Consider the following 17,427-nt stretch of genomic DNA (forward strand, 5'->3'; position numbering starts at 1 on the left):
ACCACCGCCCACCCACGAAGGACCGCACGTGTCGTTGCCTGCCTGGACGAGCTGGCCCCTGCGGGAGTCCCTGTCCCGCGAGGGCATCAGCGGCGTCCGGGTGTGGATCGGCCGCTCGGTGCGCGTCCTGGTGGTCGGGGGGCTGGTGTGGAGCACCCTGGCGGAGCCGGGCCTTCAGGGCTGGGCCCGGGCGGTGGCGCTCGCCGGCATGGCCGTCACGCTGCTGGTGTTCCACGGCTTCTTCCGCATGACGTTCCAGCGGTGTCTGTGGCCCTCCATCGGCCTGTTCGTCGTCCTGGAAGCGGCGGCCTTCGGCTTCGCCCACACCGGGTTGCGGGCGCCGGCCATCGTCCTGTGGTGCGCCTGCGCCATCACGGCGATGGAGCGGCTGCCGCTGAGCGCCGCCGTGCCGTGCTCCGTCGCCGCCCTCGGCGCTTTCGCCGTGGTCAACACCGACAACTGGCTGACCACCGTCACGACCACCGCGGGCCTGGGACTGGCCGGTTACGTCATCCGGCTGGACGCCGAGGCGCGCGGCAACGCCCAGCGGCTGCTGGCCCAGGAACGGGCCGCCCGTCAGGCCGAGGCCGAATCGGCGGCACTGGCGGAACGGGGGCGGATCGCGCGGGAGATCCACGACGTCCTCGCGCACAGCCTCAGCGCCCAGTTGGTGCACCTGGAGGCGGCGCGGCTGCTGATCCAGCGCAGCGCGGACCTCGAAGCCGACCGCGATCAGCTCCTGGAGCGGGTGGTGGCGTGCCGGGGGATGGCCCGTGAAGGGCTTGACGGCACCCGTGAGGCGCTCTCCGCACTGCGCGGGGAGATGATCCCCGTCGAGGACTTCCTGCGCCGTCTGACCGCCGCTGAGGGCGCTCGGCTGGGCGTCACGGGCGAGGCCCGCGTCCTGCCGGCCGAGGCGGGCCTCGCGGTCCGCCGGGTCGCGCAGGAGGCGTTGACGAACGTCCGCAAGCACGCGCCGGGTGCCCGGGTGGAGGTGCTGCTGGAGTACGCGGCGGGCGAAGTGGGGCTGGAGGTGCGGGACTTCGGTGGTCACGGACGGTCGGATGCGCTCTCCGGGAGCGGTTCCGGGTACGGTCTGCTCGGGATGCGGGAGCGCGCCGAACTGCTCGGCGGAACACTGGAGTCCGGTCCCGGCGAGGAGGGTTTCGTGGTGCGGCTGCGGGTGCCCGCATGACGGCACGGACAGCGGCCCGGGTCGTGGTCGTCGACGACCAGACCGTGGTGCGCGAGGGGATCGTGATGTTGCTGGGGCTGCTCCCCGGCGTCGAGGTCGTCGGGTCGGCCGCGGACGGCGAGGAGGCGGTCCGGCTGGTCGCCGCGTGCGCCCCGGACGTCGTCCTGATGGACCTGCGCATGCCGCGCTGCGACGGCGTCGAGGCGACCCGCCGGATCCGCGCCGAGCACCCCGGCACCCAGGTCGTGGTGCTCACCACGTACGCCGACGACGACTCGCTCTTTCCCGCCCTCCAGGCCGGTGCCCGTGGTTATCTGACCAAGGACGCCGACGGTGACGAGATCGTCCGTGCCATCGAGGACGTGCTCTCGGGCGAGGCGGGACTCTCGCCGAAGATCCAGCGCCGGCTGCTGGAGCGTGTCACCGAGCCGGAGCGGACCCCGCCGCGGCCGCCGGACGAGCCCCCGGACGGGTTGACCGGGCGCGAGGTGGAGGTGCTGCGGCTGGTCGCCGAGGGGCTGTCCAACCCGGAGATCGCGCGCACGCTGCACGTCTCCACTGCGACGGTGAAGACCCACATCAACAACCTCTTCGCCAAGGCCGGGCTGCGCGACCGCGCGCAGGCCATCCACTACGCGTACCGCAACGGTCTCGCACGGCCGCCCGGATGACTCGTCACCTGATGGGGTGAAGGGCTCGGAAGAAGCGTCCGGGATCTTCCTTTGTGTCCACCCTTGGGCCGCACGGACAACAACCCCGTGCGACAAGGAGAGTTCGGTGGACAAGCAGGACGGGTGCTCGGCGGGTGAGCCAGGGGCCGGATGGGTCGACGACCCCTGGTGCGACGCTCTCGCCTCCGGGTGGGGCGTGCGGGACGGCGCGGCGGAGGCGACGGGTGGGCCCGACCGGGCACCGGCGGCCGGGTCCGCGACGCCGCCGCGGTCCGCGACCGACGACGAGATCTATCTGGCGGTGCAGCGGAGCGGAGCCTTCCAGGAGGTGCGCCGCCGCTACCGGCGCTTCGTCGTGCCCGCCACGGCGGCCTTCCTGACCTGGTACCTCGCCTATGTGATCGCTGCGGTGGCCGTGCCGGACCTCATGGCGCACCGGGTCGCCGGCGCCCTCAACGTCGCGATGCTTGCCGGGCTCGGCCAGTTCGCCACAACGTTTCTGCTCGCCTGGGCCTACGCGCACCATGCGCGGCGGCGCCGGGACGCCGCGGCGCTGGACATCCGCTGGGAGACCCAGGAGCTGACCAGGGGGAACGCCCGGTGACCGGCGACCACCAGACCCTGGCGCTGGTCCTGTTCAGCGCGTTCATCGCGGTCACCCTCGCGATCACCACCTGGGTGAGCCGTCGCAGGCGCGGCTCCGCGGAGGAGTTCTACGCCGGCGGCAGGCTCTTCTCGCCCATGGAGAATGGTTTCGCCATCGCGGGCGACTACATGTCCGCCGCATCCTTCCTCGGCATCTCGGGGCTGATCGCCCTCTTCGGCTACGACGGCCTGCTGTACCTGGTCGGCTTCCTGGTCGCCTGGCTCGCCGTCCTCCTCCTCGTCGCCGAACTGGTCCGCAACTGCGGCCGGTTCACCCTGGCCGACGTGGTGGCGGCACGGATGCGGGAACGGCCCGTCCGCATCGCGGTCGGTGCGGCGTCCGTCACGGTGTCCGTGCTGTACCTGGTGGCGCAGATGGTCGGTGCCGGAAGTCTGGTCGCCCTGCTCGTCGGGGGCGCGGGGCACCAGGCGCGTACCTGGATGGTGATCGTGGTCGGCGCCCTGATGGTGGTCTACGTCTCCTTCGGCGGCATGCGGGCCACGACCTGGATCCAGATCGTCAAGGCGGTGCTCCTGCTGGCCGGTGCCCTCGTCCTGACCGCCCTGGTGGTGATCCGCTTCCACGGCGACGTCAACGCCCTGCTGAACACCGCGGCCGAACGCAGCGGCCACGGACGGGACTTCCTCGCGCCGGGCCTGAAGTACGGCACCGGCTGGACCGCACGGCTCGACTTCGTCAGCCTCGGGCTCGGGCTCGTCCTGGGGACGGCCGGGCTGCCGCACATCCTGGCCCGCTTCTACACCGTCCCCACGGCACGCGCCGCCCGTCGCTCCGCCGTCTGGTCCATCGGGTTGATCGGCGGCTTCTACCTGATGACGGTGGTGCTCGGCTTCGGTGCCGCCGCGGTCCTGGGCAGCGACGCGGTCCGCGCGTCCCACACGGCCGGGAACACCGCGGTCCCGCTGCTCGCCCTCGACCTGGGAGGCGGCGCCGGTTCCACCGGAGGAACGGTTCTCTTCGCCCTGGTGGCCGCGATCGCGTTCGCCACCATCCTGGCGGTGGTCGCCGGGATCACGCTCGCCTCGTCGGCGTCCGTGGCACACGACCTGTACGCCTCGCTGCGCCGGCCGTCGCGTCGCACGGCGCGGGACGCCCAGCGCACCGAGGTGGCCGTGGCGCGGATCGCGGCGGTGGCCGTCGGGGCGGTCGCGATCGGGCTCGCGCTGCTCGCCCAGGACGTGAACATCGCCTTCCTGGTGGGGCTGGCGTTCGCGGTGGCGGCGTCGGCCAATCTGCCGGCGCTCCTGTATGCGCTGTTCTGGCGCCGCTTCACCACCCGGGGCGCGGTCTGGGCCGTCTACGGGGGGCTGATCCCGGCGGTCACCTTGGTCGTGCTGTCGCCGGTGGTCTCCGGCGGCCCGGAGGCGCTCTTCCCCGGGCTGGACTTCGCCCTCTTCCCGCTCGCCAACCCCGGGATCGTATCGATCCCGTCGGGCTTCCTGATGGGCTGGCTGGGCACGGTGCTCTCCTCGGAGGTGGCCGACCCGGCCCGGTATGCGAGGACCGAGGTCCGCGCGCTCACGGGCGCCGGGGCGGCCTGACCCCTGGTCCACCGGTCCGGCCCCGGGCCGTCTCCGGCCCGTCATGCACTCCCTGGGGTCTGTCCGATGGGTCAGGGCCGGAAAGGCCTCAGACCCACTGGTAGCGGTGCTCGGGGCGGCCGGTTTCGCCGTATCTGAGGGTGAGGCGGACCCGCCCGGTGCGCTCCAGCAGCTTGAGGTAGCGCTGGGCGGTCTGCCGGCTCAGGCCCGCCTGTACGGCGACGTCCTGGGCCGACAGCGGGGCGTCGGCCGTGCGCAGGACCGCGCGCACGCGGTCGGCGGTGGCGGTGGAGTGCCCCTTGGGCAGCTCGGCCGGACCGGCGTTGGCCGCCCCCAACGCCCCGAAGATCCGGTCCACTTCGGACTGCTCGGCCTGTCCGCCGTCGGCGAACGCGCGGTGCAGCGCCGCATAGCCCTCGAGCCTGGCGCGCAGGCCGGCGAAGGTGAACGGCTTGACCAGGTACTGGAGCGCGCCGTGCCGCATCGCGGCCCGGACGGTCGCGATGTCGCGGGCCGCCGTCACCATGATCACGTCGGTGAGCAGACCGCGTCGGCGCAGCTCGCCGACGAGTTGGAGGCCCGTCCGGTCCGGGAGGTAGTGGTCCAGGAGGATCAGGTCGACGGGGTGTTCCTCAAGGGCGGCGAGGGCGTCGGCGGCGGTGTGCGCGAGCCGGGTGACGCGGAATCCCGGGACCTTGGCGACGTACGCCGCGTTGATCCGGGCGACCTGTACGTCGTCGTCCACGACCAGGACGTCGATCATCGCCGGGCCTCCGTGGTGTCGTCGGTGCGGGGCGCGCCCCGGGGGTCCGCGGTGGGCGGCTCCTCGGACAGCGCGTCGGGGACCGTCACGGTGAACACCGCGCCGCCGCCGGGGCGTTCATCGACGCCGGCGCTGCCTCCGTAGCGCTCGGCGAGGCGGCGGACGAGTGCCAGGCCGATGCCGCGCCGTCCGTGCGCCGGCGGTTCCTTGGTGGTCCAGCCCTCGGTGAAGATGTCCGCGCGGCGCTCCTTCGGCACCCCCGGCCCGTTGTCGGCGACGCGGACGACGGCGGTCCGGCCGGCGGCGCGGACCTCCACCTCCAGGTGTGCGTCGCGCGCACCGGACGTGGCGTCCAGGGCGTTGTCGACGAGGTTGCCGAGCACGGTGACCAGGCTGTGCGGGTCGACGAGCCGGTCCGGCAGGTGGGTGTCGGGCGAGATGCGCAGGGCGACGCCGCGTTCGGTGGCGACGGTGGCCTTGCCCACCAGGAGGGCGGCCAGCAGCGGATCGTGGATGCGTTCGGTGACCTGTTCCGCGGTCGCCCGGTGGACGCCCACGGCCCGGGTCACGAACTCCACGGCCTCGTCGTGCAGCCCCAGTTCGAGCAGGCCGAGGAGGGTGTGCAGGCGGTTGGCGTGTTCGTGGTCCTGGGCCCGGAGGGCGTCGATCAGGCCACGGGTGCCGTCCAGCTCGCGGCCCAGCCGCTCCAGTTCGGTGCGGTCGCGCAGGGTGACCACGGCGCCGCCGTCGTCGGTCGGCATGCGGTTGGCCACCAGGACGCGGTGCCCGCTGACGGCCAGCAGGTCCGCCCCCGACACCCGGCCGGCCAGCACATCGGTCGTCCGGCCTGGCGGCAGGACGGCGTCCAGGGGGCGGCCGGTGTCCTCGGCGCGCAGGTCCAGGAGGCGCTGCGCCTCGTCGTTCATCAGGCGGATCCGGCCCTGCCCGTCGAGCGCGAGGAACCCTTCGCGGATGCCGTGCAGCATCGCCTCCCGCTCGGCCAGCAGCGCGGAGATGTCGGAGAAGGCGAGGTCGTGGGTGCGGCGCTGGAGGCGGCGGGCGACGAGGTAGGCGGCGAGTGCGCCCACGGCGAGCGCTCCGCCCGCGTAGGCGAGCAGCTGGGGCACGGTGGAGAGCAGCCGCTGCTGCACGCTCTCGTAGGCGATGCCGACCGAGACGGCACCGACGACCTTGCCGTTCTCGTCGCGCAGCGGGACCTTGCCGCGGGCCGAGCGGCCGAGGGTGCCCTCGTCGATCTGCATGACCTCCCGGCCGGAGAGCACGGTGCTCGGGTCGGTGGAGACATGGCGCCCGATCTCGTCCGGGTCGGTGTGCGACCAGCGCACCCCGCGCTTGTCCATGATCACCACATACTCGGCGCCGGTGGCGGCGCGGATCCGCTCGGCCTCGTTCTGGACGGGGCCGTGGCGACTGGGCCGGGAGGCCTCCAGGGCGTCGTCGAGGCGGGGCTCGGCGGCGGTGGTCTGGGCGATGGCGAGTGCCCGGCGCATCGCCTGGTCGTCGAGCTGGGCGCTGAGCGGGGCGAGGAACAGGCCGGTCGCCAGCGCGGTGACCCCGGTGGCGATGGCGAGCTGCATCAGCAGCACCTGTGAGAAGACCCGGCGCGGCCAGCCCAGGCGCGGGCGCGGCGGGCGCGCCGCGGGGGAGCGGGTGGGGAACGGCGCGGTGCCCGAGGGCCCGGCGGCGCTCGGGCGCGGAGCCGACGCTGCGTTCTCGCCCATACGGACGAACAGTAAGCGCGGTGGCGGCCGGGCCGGTAATGTCCGGCGGCCCGACTTCGGAGGGTGTTCGGGCCGCGACGGGTAGCGGACCGGCGGGGGGACGGGCCGGGAGTCAGCCGTGGGCGACGGTGGCCCGCACCCCGGCCGGGTCCCCGGTGGCGGTGACGGACGTGACCGCCATCCGGGTCGGCGGTCCGAGCGGGGCGCCGCAGCTCGCGGGCGCCGCGGCGCCGTCGGCCCGCTGCTCGACGGTCACCCGCCAGCTGCGGCCGTCGACATGCGCGACGGTCACGGCCCAGGTGGGGGAGGGGCGCGCCGGATCCGCCGGGTCCACCGCGTGGGTCCGCACCACGTCGAGGGCGTCCGCGCGGTCCTCGTGCAGGAGCGCACGGACGGCGAGGTCGGCGGCCTGGGCCGGGCGGTCCCAGGCCGAGCGGCCCCGGCAGTGGTCGAGGACGACCCGTCCGTGGCGGGCCGCCCGTACGGCCTCCTCGGCCAGCGGTGCCGAGGAGCGTCCGTAGGCGTAGCCGTGGGGGAGGACGAAGAGGGTGGGAGAGAAGCGGTGGCCCCCGATGTGGGTGACCTCCCAGGCCTCGGCACCGGCGGCGGCGAGTTCGGCGGCCAGAGGGCGGCCGAGCAGGGCGCAGCAGCGGTCGCGCTTGCCGTTGGTGCACACGAGGACCAGCGGATCGCCGACGTACGGCTCCCAGAGGTCTTCGTGCTCCCCCGCGCCCAGGGCGGCGAAGTCCAGCCCGAGCGCCGCCCAGGGATCGGCGACGGTGGTGGTGCGGATCCAGGAGCGCCCCGGGGCGGTGTGGGCGGCGAAGAGCCGGCGCCGGGTGGCGCGGTGGTGGTCGGCGTGGCGGCCGGGCCTGCGGATGAGGGCGACGCGGACGTCCGTCCCCTCCGCCGCGGCCTCCAGCGCCCGGCCGAGGCCGGGGTCGAGGTGGCTCTGCGTCAGCGCCTTGGCGCCCCAGGGTCCGGTCTGCTCGATGAGCAGCCAGGTTCGGGCGGGGGCCGCGGTACCGGCGAGCGGTTCGGCCGCCTCGCGGGAAGCGGTGGCGCAGATACTCACGAAGGCCAGCCTAACCTCGCCGGGGAGGCCGGAGCTCCCCGGGAGCTCCACGGCTGCCGACCGCCGGACGCCGCAGCCGAGCGGCCCGTTGCGCCGCCCGACCGTCTCCTGTTCCCGCACGGTCCCTCACGGCAACGGCCGGGGCGGCCTGGGGCCGGTGTACTGGCCGCTGGGGCGCATGCGGAGCGGCGGTTCGGCGTACTCCTCCAGGGCGTGCGCGATCCAGCCGGTGGTGCGGGCGAGGGCGAAGACCGTTTCGCCGGCCTCGGCGGGCATGCCCGCGGCGACCGTCAGCACCGCCAGCGCCAGATCGACGTTGGCGTGCAGCTCGGTGTGCCGGGCCGTGGTGGTGATCACCTCGCGGGCGGCCCGGAGGGCGGGACCGGCCTGCGGTACGTCCTCCAGGAGCGCGAACAGCGCACGCGCCCGTGGGTCCTCACCCGGGTAGAGGAGGTGCCCCAGGCCGGGCACCCGGCGGCCGGCCCGCAGGTGGTCGGCGACCACGGCGGCCGCGCTGCCGCGGTCCAGCACCTCCAGCAGCAACCGGTGGGCGAGGCCGCTCGCGGCGCCGTGCAGCGCCCCGTCCAGCGCACCGAAGCCGGCCGAGACGATCGCGTACGGGTGGGCCCGGGCGGAGGCTGCGACCCGTACGGCGAGGGTCGAGGAGGCCAGGTCGTGGTCGATGAGCAGCACCAGCGCGGCGTCCAGGACCCGGAGGGACGGAGCGTCGGCCGGCTCGGGGGTCAGCCGTGACCAGAGGCGGGACGCGAGCGGCCCGGTGGCGGGCGGCCCGGGAGCCTGTTGCGGCAGGGCGTCGACCAGGGTCGGGATCAGGCTGCGGGCGGTGTCGAGGACGGCGTCCTCGGACAGGTCGAAGCGGAGCGGGTCGGCGGCCGCCGCGGCGATCAGTGCGGCCCGCAGCTGGTCCATCTGTCCGCTGTGGGCCGGCAGCGCCTGCACCGCCCGGCGGGCGGCGGTGAGCGCGTCCTGGGGCGCGGTGAAGCGGATGCCACGGCGGAGTTCGCCGGTCCACAGCCACTCGGCGACTTCCTCGTAGCCGTGGTGCGCGGCGAGTTCGGCGCTGTCGACGCCGCGGAAGTAGCAGTGGTCGCGGTCGATCAGCGTGATGCCGGTACGGAACGTCAACTCGCCGCCGGAGCCGGACGGTTCGCGCCGTCCGCCGCGCCGGGCCAGCGCATCGACCTCCTTGGGGTCGAAGGTGCTGCCCCGCCCGCCCGGTTCGCGGTGGCTGGTGAGCTGGCCCCGGCTGACATACGCGTACACCGTCTCGGGCTTCACGCCGAGCCGTTCGGCCGCCTCCCGGGTGCTCAGCCGGCGCTTGTCCGTGTCCTGCGTCGTCTGTTGATCCGCCATGGGTTCACCGTATCCGGAGCTCTATACATTGATTCAATCAATATTGACGCACCTGAGTCAAGCATAGATAGTCGAATCAATATCCAGAGGGGAATCACGAAGGAGATCCGGCATGCCGATCGCCGAGGCGAACGCACCCATCGACGCTCCCCGCGGACTCGCGGGCGTCATCGTCACCGAGACCCAACTCGGCGACGTCCGGGGCGCGGAGGGCTTCTACCACTACCGCCAGTACTCCGCCGTCGAGCTGGCCATGAGCCGCAGCTTCGAGGACGTCTGGTACCTGATGCTGCACGGCGCGCTCCCGGACGCGGACCAGCTGGCGGCCTTCAAGGCCGAGACCGCCGCGCTGCGCCCGCTGCCCCCCGCGGTGCGCGAGGCACTGCCCGCACTCGCCCACGCCGGTGCGCTCGCCGGCCCGCTCGCCGGGCTGCGCACCGCGCTCTCGCTGCTCGGTGCCACGGCCGGCTTCCGACCGCTGTACGACATCGACGCGGGCCGAAGGCGGGCCGACGCGCTGGCCGCCTGCGCCGCCGTACCGACGCTGCTCACCGCGCTGCACCGGCTCGGCCAGGGGCAACAGCCCATCGAGCCGCGCGCGGACCTCGGCCACGCGGCCAACTACCTCTACATGCTCACCGGTGCGGAGCCGGAGCCGGATCAGGTCCGGGCGATCGAGGCCTATCTGATCTCCACCATCGACCACGGCTTCAACGCGTCGACCTTCACCGCCCGCGTCATCACCTCCACCGGTGCCGACCTCGCGGCCTGCCTCGTCGGCGCCGTCGGAGCGCTCTCCGGACCACTGCACGGCGGGGCGCCCAGCCGCGCCCTGGACATGCTCGACGCCATCGGCACTCCGGACCGCATCGACGACTGGATCCGGGAACGCGTGCTGCGCGGTGACCGGATCATGGGCTTCGGGCACTCCGTCTACCGCACCGAGGACCCGCGCTCGCGGATGCTGCGCGGCATCGCCGAGCAGTTCGGCGGCCCGCTGGTGGACTTCGCCGTCCAGGTGGAGGCCCGGGTCGAGGCGCTGCTGGCGGAGCTCAAGCCCGGCCGCGAACTGCACACCAACGTGGAGCTCTACGCCGGCGTCGTCATGGAACTGTGCGGGCTGCCGCGGGAGATGTTCACGCCCACGTTCTGCACGGCCCGGGTGGTCGGCTGGAGCGCCAACATCCTGGAGCAGGCCGAGGACACCAAGATCATTCGCCCGGCGGCCCGGTACGTGGGCCCGCCCCCGCCGCAGCCGCTGCCCGCCGTGGCGTCCTGACGGATGGGCCGGGACGGGCCCGGCCCGGCGGCGGTCGGTTACGATCGACAGCTCGTCCGCCGCCGGGCCGTGCGGCCCGCCGCCCGCACCATGGAGGCGCCCCGTTGGCCACCCAGCAGATCCCGGTCGTCGTGCTCGCGGGGTTCCTCGGGTCGGGCAAGACCACCCTCCTCAACCACCTGCTCGGCGCCGGCGACGGCACCCGTATCGGCGCGATCGTCAACGACTTCGGCAGCATCGAGATCGACGCGATGACCGTCGCGGGTCAGGTGGACTCGATGGTGTCGCTCGGCAACGGCTGTCTGTGCTGCGCGGTCGACACCAGCGAACTCGACACCTATCTGGAGCGGCTGGCCCGCCCCGCGGCCCGCATCGACGTGATCGTCATCGAGGCGAGCGGGCTGGCCGAACCGCAGGAACTCATCCGGATGATCCTCGCCAGCGACAACGACCGGATCGTCTACGGCGGTCTGATCGAGGTCGTCGACGCCGCCGAGTTCGACGCCACCCGGGCCCGGCACCCCGAACTGGACCGGCACGTGGGCGTCGCCGACATCGTGGTGCTCAACAAGGCCGACCGCATCGGCGCCGAGGCGCGCCGGGCGCTCATGGACACCCTCGCGGACCTCGCGCCCGGCAGGCCGGTGGTCTGCACCGCCTACGGACGGGTCGACCCCGAGCTGTTCTTCGACCGCGGGACGGGCGAGGACCGCGACGCGGCGGTACGGCAGCTGTCGTTCGAGGACCTGCTGCGCGAGGCCGCCGCGCACGGGGAGCCGGCCGCCCGGGCCGGCGAGCGCGTCGACCGGCACGACGTGCACGGTGACCACGACGAGCACGGCGGCCATGACGAGCACTGCGACCACCACGACGGCCGGTGCGGCCACCCGGACCACCTCCACGCCGCCTACCAGAGCGTGGAGTTCAGCTCCGCCGAGCCGCTGCACCCGCGCCGCCTGATGGACTTCCTCGACAGCCGCCCCGACGGCCTCTACCGCATCAAGGGATTCGTCCACTTCGACGTCCCGGAGAACCGCCAGAAGTTCACCCTGCACGCCGTCGGCGACTTCCTGCGCTTCTACCCCGCGCCCTGGCCCAAGGGCGAGGAGCGCAGCACCCAGCTCGTCCTGATCGGCAGCGGCGTCGACGCACCGGCGCTGCACAAGGAGCTGGCGAACTGCCGGGAGACCGGACCGTCGACCGCCGACGAGAACAGCATGTGGGGCGTGCTGCGGTACGTGGCCGCGGCCGACGAGGAGCACTGACACGGACGCCGTCGGACCGGCTCGCACCGGTCCGACGGCGTCCGTCGGTCACCTCTGCCGCAGGCGGCGCCGCCTGCACCGGCCCCGCTACACCGGCCCCGCCAGCGCCGCGACCGGCTTCGTCAGCGGCACACCCGAGCCGTCCCGGCGCGGGTCCGGCTCCGGCAGCGGGACCGGGGCGCCCTTGGCGTCCGCCGCCCGCACCGGCGCCGACCCCACCCAGGCCTGGGTCAGGCAGTCCTCGCCCTTCAGGAACCGCTGGCAGCGCACTCCGCCGGTCGCCCGACCCTTGCGCGGGTACTGGTCGAACGGGGTGAGCTTGGCCGTCGCCACCGAGTCGTCCAGGGTGCCGTGCGAGCCGGCGACGGTGAACACCATGGCGTCGGAGGCCGGGTCGACCGCCGAGAAGGAGATCACCTTCGCGCCCGAGCCCAGCTTGATGCCCGCCATACCGCCGGCCGGCCGGCCCTGCGGTCGCACCTGCGACGCCGGGTAGCGCAGCAGCTGTGCCTCGGAGGTGACGAAGACCAGGTCCTCCTCACCGGTGCGCAGCTCGGCCGCGCCCACGATGCGGTCGCCCTCCTTGAGGGTGATGACCTCCAACTCCTCCTTGTTGGCGGGGTAGTCGGGCACCACCCGCTTGACGACGCCCTGCTCCGTGCCGAGTGCCAGGCCCGGTGAGGATTCGTCCAGCGTGGTCAGGCAGACCACCTCCTCGCCGTCCTGAAGCGTCAGGAACTCCGCGAGCGGCGCGCCACCGGAGAGGTTGGGCGCCGCGGCGGTCTCCGGGAGCTGCGGCAGGTCGACCACCGAGATCCGCAGCAGGCGGCCCAGGGACGTCACCGCCCCCACCTCGCCGCGGGTCGTCGCCGGCACCGCCGAGAGGATCACGTCGTGCTTGACGCGCTTGGCGTCGACGTCGACCGGTGTCTCGCCGGAGACCGTGCGTGCCAGCAGGCCGGTCGAGGACAGCAGCACCCGGCACGGGTCGTCGGAGACCTCCAGGGGCATCGCCCCGACCGTGGACACCGGCGCCTCCAGCAGGACCGTCCGCCGGTCCGTGCCGTACTTCTTGGCGACCGCGGCCAGCTCGTTGGACACCAGCCTGCGCAGCTCGGTGTCCGACTCCAGGATCCGGGTCAGCTTCTCGATCTCGTCCTGGAGCCGGTCGCGCTCCGACTCCAGCTCGATCCGGTCGAACTTGGTCAGCCGGCGCAGCGGGGTGTCGAGGATGTACTGGGTCTGCACGTCGCTCAGCGAGAAGCGCTCGATCAGCCGCTCCTTCGCCTGTGCGCTGTTCTCGCTGGAGCGGATCAGGCGGATCACCTCGTCGATGTCCACCAGGGCCGTCAGCAGGCCCTCGACCAGGTGCAGCCGGTCGCGCCGCTTGGTGCGCCGGAACTCGCTGCGCCGGCGCACCACCTCGAAGCGGTGGTCGACGTAGACCTCCAGCAGCTCCTTGAGGCCCAGCGTCAGCGGCTGGCCGTCCACCAGGGCGACGTTGTTGATGCCGAAGGACTCCTCCATCGGCGTGAGCTTGTAGAGCTGCTCCAGGACGGCCTCGGGGTTGAAGCCGTTCTTGACCTCGATCACCAGCCGCAGGCCGTGCTCGCGGTCGGTGAGGTCCTTGACGTCCGCGATGCCCTGGAGCTTCTTCGAGCCGACCAGGTCCTTGATCTTGGAGATGACCTTCTCGGGGCCGACCGTGAAGGGGAGTTCGGTGACGACCAGGCCCTTGCGGCGGGCGGTGACGTTCTCCACCGTGACGGTCGCACGGATCTTGAACGTGCCCCGGCCCTTCTCGTACGCGTCCCGCACGCCGGACAGGCCCACGATCCGGCCGCCGGTCGGCAGGTCGGGGCCCGGCACGAAGCGCATCAGGGTGTCGAGATCGGCATCGGGGTGCTTGATCAGATGGCGGGCCGCCGCGATGACCTCGCCCAGATTGTGCGGCGGCATGTTCGTCGCCATGCCGACGGCGATGCCGGACGCGCCGTTGACGAGGAGGTTCGGGTACGCGGCGGGCAGGGCGACCGGCTCCTGCTCCTGGCCGTCGTAGTTCGGCGCGAAGTCGACGGTGTCCTCGTCGATGGACTCCGTCATCAGGGACGTCGCGGACGCCATCCGGCACTCGGTGTACCGCATGGCGGCGGGCGGGTCGTCGTTGCCCAGCGAGCCGAAGTTGCCGTGGCCGTCCACCAGCGGCACCCGCATCGAGAACGGCTGGGCCATGCGCACCAGCGCGTCGTAGATGGATGCGTCGCCGTGCGGGTGGAGCTTACCCATGACCTCGCCGACCACCCGGGCGCACTTCACGTAGCCGCGGTCGGGGCGCAGGCCCATCTCGTTCATTTGGTACAGGATCCGGCGGTGCACGGGCTTGAGGCCGTCGCGGGCGTCCGGCAGGGCGCGCGAGTAGATGACCGAATACGCGTACTCAAGGAAGGAACCCTGCATCTCGTCGACGACGTCGATGTCGAGGATCCTCTCCTCGAAGTCGTCCGGCGGCGGGGTCTTCGTGCTGCGGCGGGCCATCGCGGCTGCGGCTCCTTCTGCTGCGTCTACTGCCGAGGTCGTAACGGCGACGTCGGGTGACGTCGGTCAATCCGCCGGGTCAATCGGCTGGGGGATCGGCCGGCGGTGTCTCTGAGTCTGACGCGGACCATTGTGGACCGCCCCACTGACAGCGCCCACCGCGACTCCCCCTTCGGCTCCGGGGCCCGGTGCACAGCGCACGTTCGGGGCCGGTCGCCCGGGAACTTCGCCAGATGCCGACGCGCTTGCATACAGTGACAGAACTTCCTCGCAAGCGGATCGAAGGGACGTACATGCCCATGGGTCACACGGCCACAGAACAAGCCGGCTCCGGCGGCCTGACAGCGACCGAGCACCGGCTGCCGAACGGCCTGCGCGTGGTGCTCTCCGAAGACCACCTGACCCCGGTCGCAGCGGTCTGCCTGTGGTACGACGTCGGCTCCCGCCACGAGGTCAAGGGCCGCACCGGCCTGGCCCACCTCTTCGAGCACCTGATGTTCCAGGGGTCCGCGCAGGTGTCGGGCAACGGCCACTTCGAGCTGGTGCAGGGCGCCGGCGGTTCGCTCAACGGCACCACGAGCTTCGAGCGCACCAACTACTTCGAGACCATGCCCGCCCACGAGCTGGAGCTCGCGCTCTGGCTGGAGGCGGACCGGATGGGCTCGCTGCTGACCGCCTTGGACGAGGAGTCGCTGGAGAACCAGCGCGACGTCGTCAAGAACGAGCGCCGCCAGCGCTACGACAACGTCCCCTACGGCACGGCCTTCGAGAAGCTGACGGCCATGGCCTACCCGGACGGCCACCCGTACCACCACACGCCCATCGGGTCGATGGCCGACCTGGACGCGGCCTCCCTGGAGGACGCGCGGGCGTTCTTCCGCACGTACTACGCGCCCAACAACGCGGTCCTCTCGGTCGTCGGCGACATCGACCCCGAGCAGACGCTGGCCTGGATCGAGAAGTACTTCGGCTCGATCCCCGGGCACGACGGCAAGCAGCCGCCCCGCGACGGCTCGCTCCCCGAGACCATCGGCAGCGAGCTGCGCGAGGTCGTCGAGGAGGACGTGCCCTCCCGCGCCCTGATGGCCGCCTACCGCCTGCCGCACGACGGCACCCGTGAGGCGGACGCCGCGGACCTGGCACTGACGGTCCTGGGCGGCGGCGAGTCCTCCCGGCTGTACAACCGGCTGGTGCGCCGCGACCGCAGCGCCGTGGCCGCCGGCTTCGGCCTGCTGCGACTGGCCGGCGCGCCCTCGCTGGGCTGGCTGGACGTGAAGACGTCCGGCGGGGTGGAGGTGCCCGACATCGAGCGCGCGGTCGACGAGGAGCTGGCCCGCTTCGCCGCCGAGGGACCGACCCCGGAGGAGATGGAGCGCGCGCAGGCCCAGCTGGAGCGCGAATGGCTGGACCGGCTGGCCACGGTCAGCGGCCGCGCCGACGAACTGTGCCGCTACGCCGTCCTGTTCGGCGATCCGCAGCTCGCGCTGACCGCCGTGCAGCGCGTCCTGGAGATCACCCCCGGGGAGGTGCAGGAGGTCGCCAAGGCCCGGCTGCGCCCCGACAACCGTGCCGTACTGGTCTACGAGCCCACCGCAACCGCGGAGCCCACCGACACCGCCGACACCGAGGAAGGGGAGGCGGACCAGTGAGCGACGCCACCACCCGCGCAGGTTCCCCCGAGACCGCCATGGACCTCCACCCCCAGCCGCGGAGCGGCGCGCCCAAGCCGTGGGCCTTCCCGGCCCCCGACCGCGGCCAACTCCCCAACGGCCTCACGCTCCTGACCAGCCACCGCCCCGGCCAGCAGGTCGTCGCCGTCGAGATCAACCTGGTGGCTCCGCTGGACGCCGAGCCCGACGGCCTGGACGGCGTCGCCACGATCATGGCGCGCGCCCTGTCCGAGGGCACCGACAAGCACACCGCCGAGGAGTTCGCCGCCGAGCTGGAGCGCTGCGGCGCCACGCTGGACGCGCACGCCGACCACCCCGGCGTCCGGGTCTCCCTGGAGGTCCCGGCCTCCCGGCTGCCCCGTGCGCTCGGCCTGCTCGCCGACGCGCTGCGCGCCCCCGCGTTCCCGGAGAGCGAGATCGAGCGGCTGGTGCGCAACCGCCTCGACGAGATCCCGCACGAGCTCGCCAACCCGGCCCGGCGCGCCGCGATGGCGCTGTCCAAGGAGCTGTTCCCGGCGACGGCCCGGATGTCGCGGCCCCGCCAGGGCACCGAGGAGACCGTCGTCCGCATCGACGCGGCGGCCGTCCGCGCCTTCTACGACGCCCACGTCCGGCCGGCCACGGCCACCGCGGTGATCGTCGGCGACTTCACCGGCGTCGACCTGGACGCGGCGCTCGCCGACACCCTCGGCGCCTGGACCGGCTCGCCCGCCGAGCCGCTGAAGGCCTCCCCGATCGTCGCCGACGACACCGGCCGCGTGGTGATCGTGGACCGCCCGGGCGCGGTCCAGACGCAGCTGCTCATCGGCCGCGTCGGCGCCGACCGGCACGACCGGGTGTGGCCCGCGCAGATCCTCGGCACGTACTGCCTGGGCGGCACCCTCACCTCCCGCCTGGACCGCGTGCTGCGGGAGGAGAAGGGCTACACCTACGGGGTGCGCGCCTTCGGCCAGGTGCTGCGCTCCACCGCCCCCACGTCCCCCGAGGGGGCCACCGGCGCCGCACTGCTGGCGATCAGCGGCTCGGTGGACACCGCCTCCACCGTCCCCGCGCTGGAGGACCTGTGGAAGGTGCTGCGGACCCTGGCGGCGGAGGGGCTGACGGACGAGGAGCGCGATGTCGCCGTGCAGAACCTGGTCGGCGTCGCCCCGCTGAAGTACGAGACCGCGGCGGCCGTCGCGGGCACCCTCGCCGACCAGGTCGAGCAGCAGCTCCCGGACGACTTCCAGGCGCAGTTGTACCTCCGGCTCGCGGAGACCGGCACGGTCGAGGCGACCGCGGCGGTGGTCAACGCCTTCCCGACGGACCGCCTGGTGACGGTCCTGGTGGGCGACGCGGCGCAGATCGCCGAGCCGGTGCGGGCGCTGGGCCTCGGCGAGGTGACGGTCGTCGGCGGTTAGCGGACACGGGTCCGGAGAGCTCTCCCCGGTCCGTCACCCCGTCAGCTGACTGCCCGTCGCCTGAGGGATGGTCAGCGCCTCATCTACGGCTCCCGTGGTGCCAGAGCACCACGGGAGCCGTCGTATGTCCGGTTTGAGGTGGCTGGTGGCGCCAGTACTTGTGGGATCCCGCACAAAAACCGGCTTCTGTTTGCCCATCGAAAGTTGTCCCGATTAGCGTCGGTCCGGCTGTTCGTCACAACTCCGCCAC

At 73.1% G+C, this 17,427-nt stretch carries 13 protein-coding genes; 8 read left to right on the top strand and 5 right to left on the bottom strand.

Going from position 1 to position 17,427, the window contains the following annotated elements; translation table 11 throughout:
• Positions 1–28 precede the first annotated feature (28 nt).
• The 4 genes from AB0C96_RS17770 (at position 29) to AB0C96_RS17785 (ending at position 4,074) form a co-directional block, all read left to right on the top strand.
• Positions 29–1,195, top strand: coding sequence for a histidine kinase (locus tag AB0C96_RS17770; RefSeq protein WP_362918408.1), 1,167 nt, complete (start codon positions 29–31; stop codon positions 1,193–1,195).
• Positions 1,192–1,866 (top strand): response regulator transcription factor, encoded by a 675-nt coding sequence (locus tag AB0C96_RS17775; protein ID WP_362918410.1) that lies wholly within the window; start codon positions 1,192–1,194, stop codon positions 1,864–1,866. The genes AB0C96_RS17770 and AB0C96_RS17775 overlap by 4 nt, the downstream gene beginning before the upstream one ends.
• Before the next feature lie 106 nt (positions 1,867–1,972).
• Positions 1,973–2,470: a DUF485 domain-containing protein gene (locus AB0C96_RS17780; protein ID WP_362918412.1), complete on the top strand. Its 498-nt coding sequence runs from the start codon at positions 1,973–1,975 to the stop codon at positions 2,468–2,470.
• The gene (locus AB0C96_RS17785) at positions 2,467–4,074 is read left to right on the top strand and encodes a cation acetate symporter (RefSeq protein ID WP_362918414.1); all 1,608 of its coding nucleotides are present in this window, start codon (positions 2,467–2,469) and stop codon (positions 4,072–4,074) included. Before AB0C96_RS17780 ends, AB0C96_RS17785 begins: the two co-directional genes overlap by 4 nt.
• Before the next feature lie 88 nt (positions 4,075–4,162).
• Here AB0C96_RS17785 and AB0C96_RS17790 read toward each other — a convergent pair whose 3' ends face one another.
• From AB0C96_RS17790 to AB0C96_RS17805, 4 genes are all read right to left on the bottom strand, one after another.
• Positions 4,163–4,837, bottom strand: a complete 675-nt coding sequence (locus AB0C96_RS17790) for a response regulator (protein WP_362918416.1) — start codon at positions 4,835–4,837, stop codon at positions 4,163–4,165.
• On the bottom strand, positions 4,834–6,435 hold the full coding sequence (locus tag AB0C96_RS17795) for a sensor histidine kinase (protein WP_362918498.1): 1,602 nt from the start codon (positions 6,433–6,435) through the stop codon (positions 4,834–4,836). Before AB0C96_RS17795 ends, AB0C96_RS17790 begins: the two co-directional genes overlap by 4 nt.
• 256 nt (positions 6,436–6,691) lie before the next feature.
• On the bottom strand, positions 6,692–7,654 hold the full coding sequence (locus AB0C96_RS17800; protein ID WP_362918418.1) for a sucrase ferredoxin: 963 nt from the start codon (positions 7,652–7,654) through the stop codon (positions 6,692–6,694).
• A gap of 126 nt (positions 7,655–7,780) precedes the next feature.
• Positions 7,781–9,028: a citrate synthase family protein gene (locus tag AB0C96_RS17805; RefSeq protein WP_362918420.1), complete on the bottom strand. Its 1,248-nt coding sequence runs from the start codon at positions 9,026–9,028 to the stop codon at positions 7,781–7,783.
• A 112-nt stretch (positions 9,029–9,140) separates the two neighbouring features.
• Here AB0C96_RS17805 and AB0C96_RS17810 point away from each other — a divergent pair, with 112 nt between their 5' ends.
• Together AB0C96_RS17810 and AB0C96_RS17815 are read left to right on the top strand one after the other, a co-directional pair.
• A complete protein-coding gene (locus AB0C96_RS17810; protein ID WP_362918422.1) occupies positions 9,141–10,307 on the top strand; it encodes a citrate synthase/methylcitrate synthase in 1,167 nt (388 codons plus the stop codon).
• Positions 10,308–10,411: 104 nt separating this feature from the next.
• On the top strand, positions 10,412–11,572 hold the full coding sequence (locus AB0C96_RS17815) for a CobW family GTP-binding protein (protein WP_362918424.1): 1,161 nt from the start codon (positions 10,412–10,414) through the stop codon (positions 11,570–11,572).
• 87 nt (positions 11,573–11,659) lie between these two features.
• Here AB0C96_RS17815 and AB0C96_RS17820 read toward each other — a convergent pair whose 3' ends face one another.
• Positions 11,660–14,107, bottom strand: coding sequence for a DNA topoisomerase IV subunit A (locus AB0C96_RS17820; RefSeq protein WP_362918426.1), 2,448 nt, complete (start codon positions 14,105–14,107; stop codon positions 11,660–11,662).
• 299 nt (positions 14,108–14,406) lie between these two features.
• Between AB0C96_RS17820 and AB0C96_RS17825 the strand changes: the two genes are divergently transcribed.
• The gene (locus AB0C96_RS17825; RefSeq protein ID WP_362918500.1) at positions 14,407–15,756 is read left to right on the top strand and encodes a pitrilysin family protein; all 1,350 of its coding nucleotides are present in this window, start codon (positions 14,407–14,409) and stop codon (positions 15,754–15,756) included.
• A 38-nt stretch (positions 15,757–15,794) separates the two neighbouring features.
• Complete coding sequence (locus tag AB0C96_RS17830) at positions 15,795–17,177, top strand: pitrilysin family protein (protein ID WP_362918502.1); 1,383 nt, start codon at positions 15,795–15,797, stop codon at positions 17,175–17,177.
• The last annotated feature ends 250 nt before the right edge of the window (positions 17,178–17,427 follow it).

Origin of the sequence: Streptomyces sp. NPDC048506 (genome assembly GCF_040651315.1) — a bacterium.
Lineage (GTDB): Bacteria > Actinomycetota > Actinomycetes > Streptomycetales > Streptomycetaceae > Streptomyces.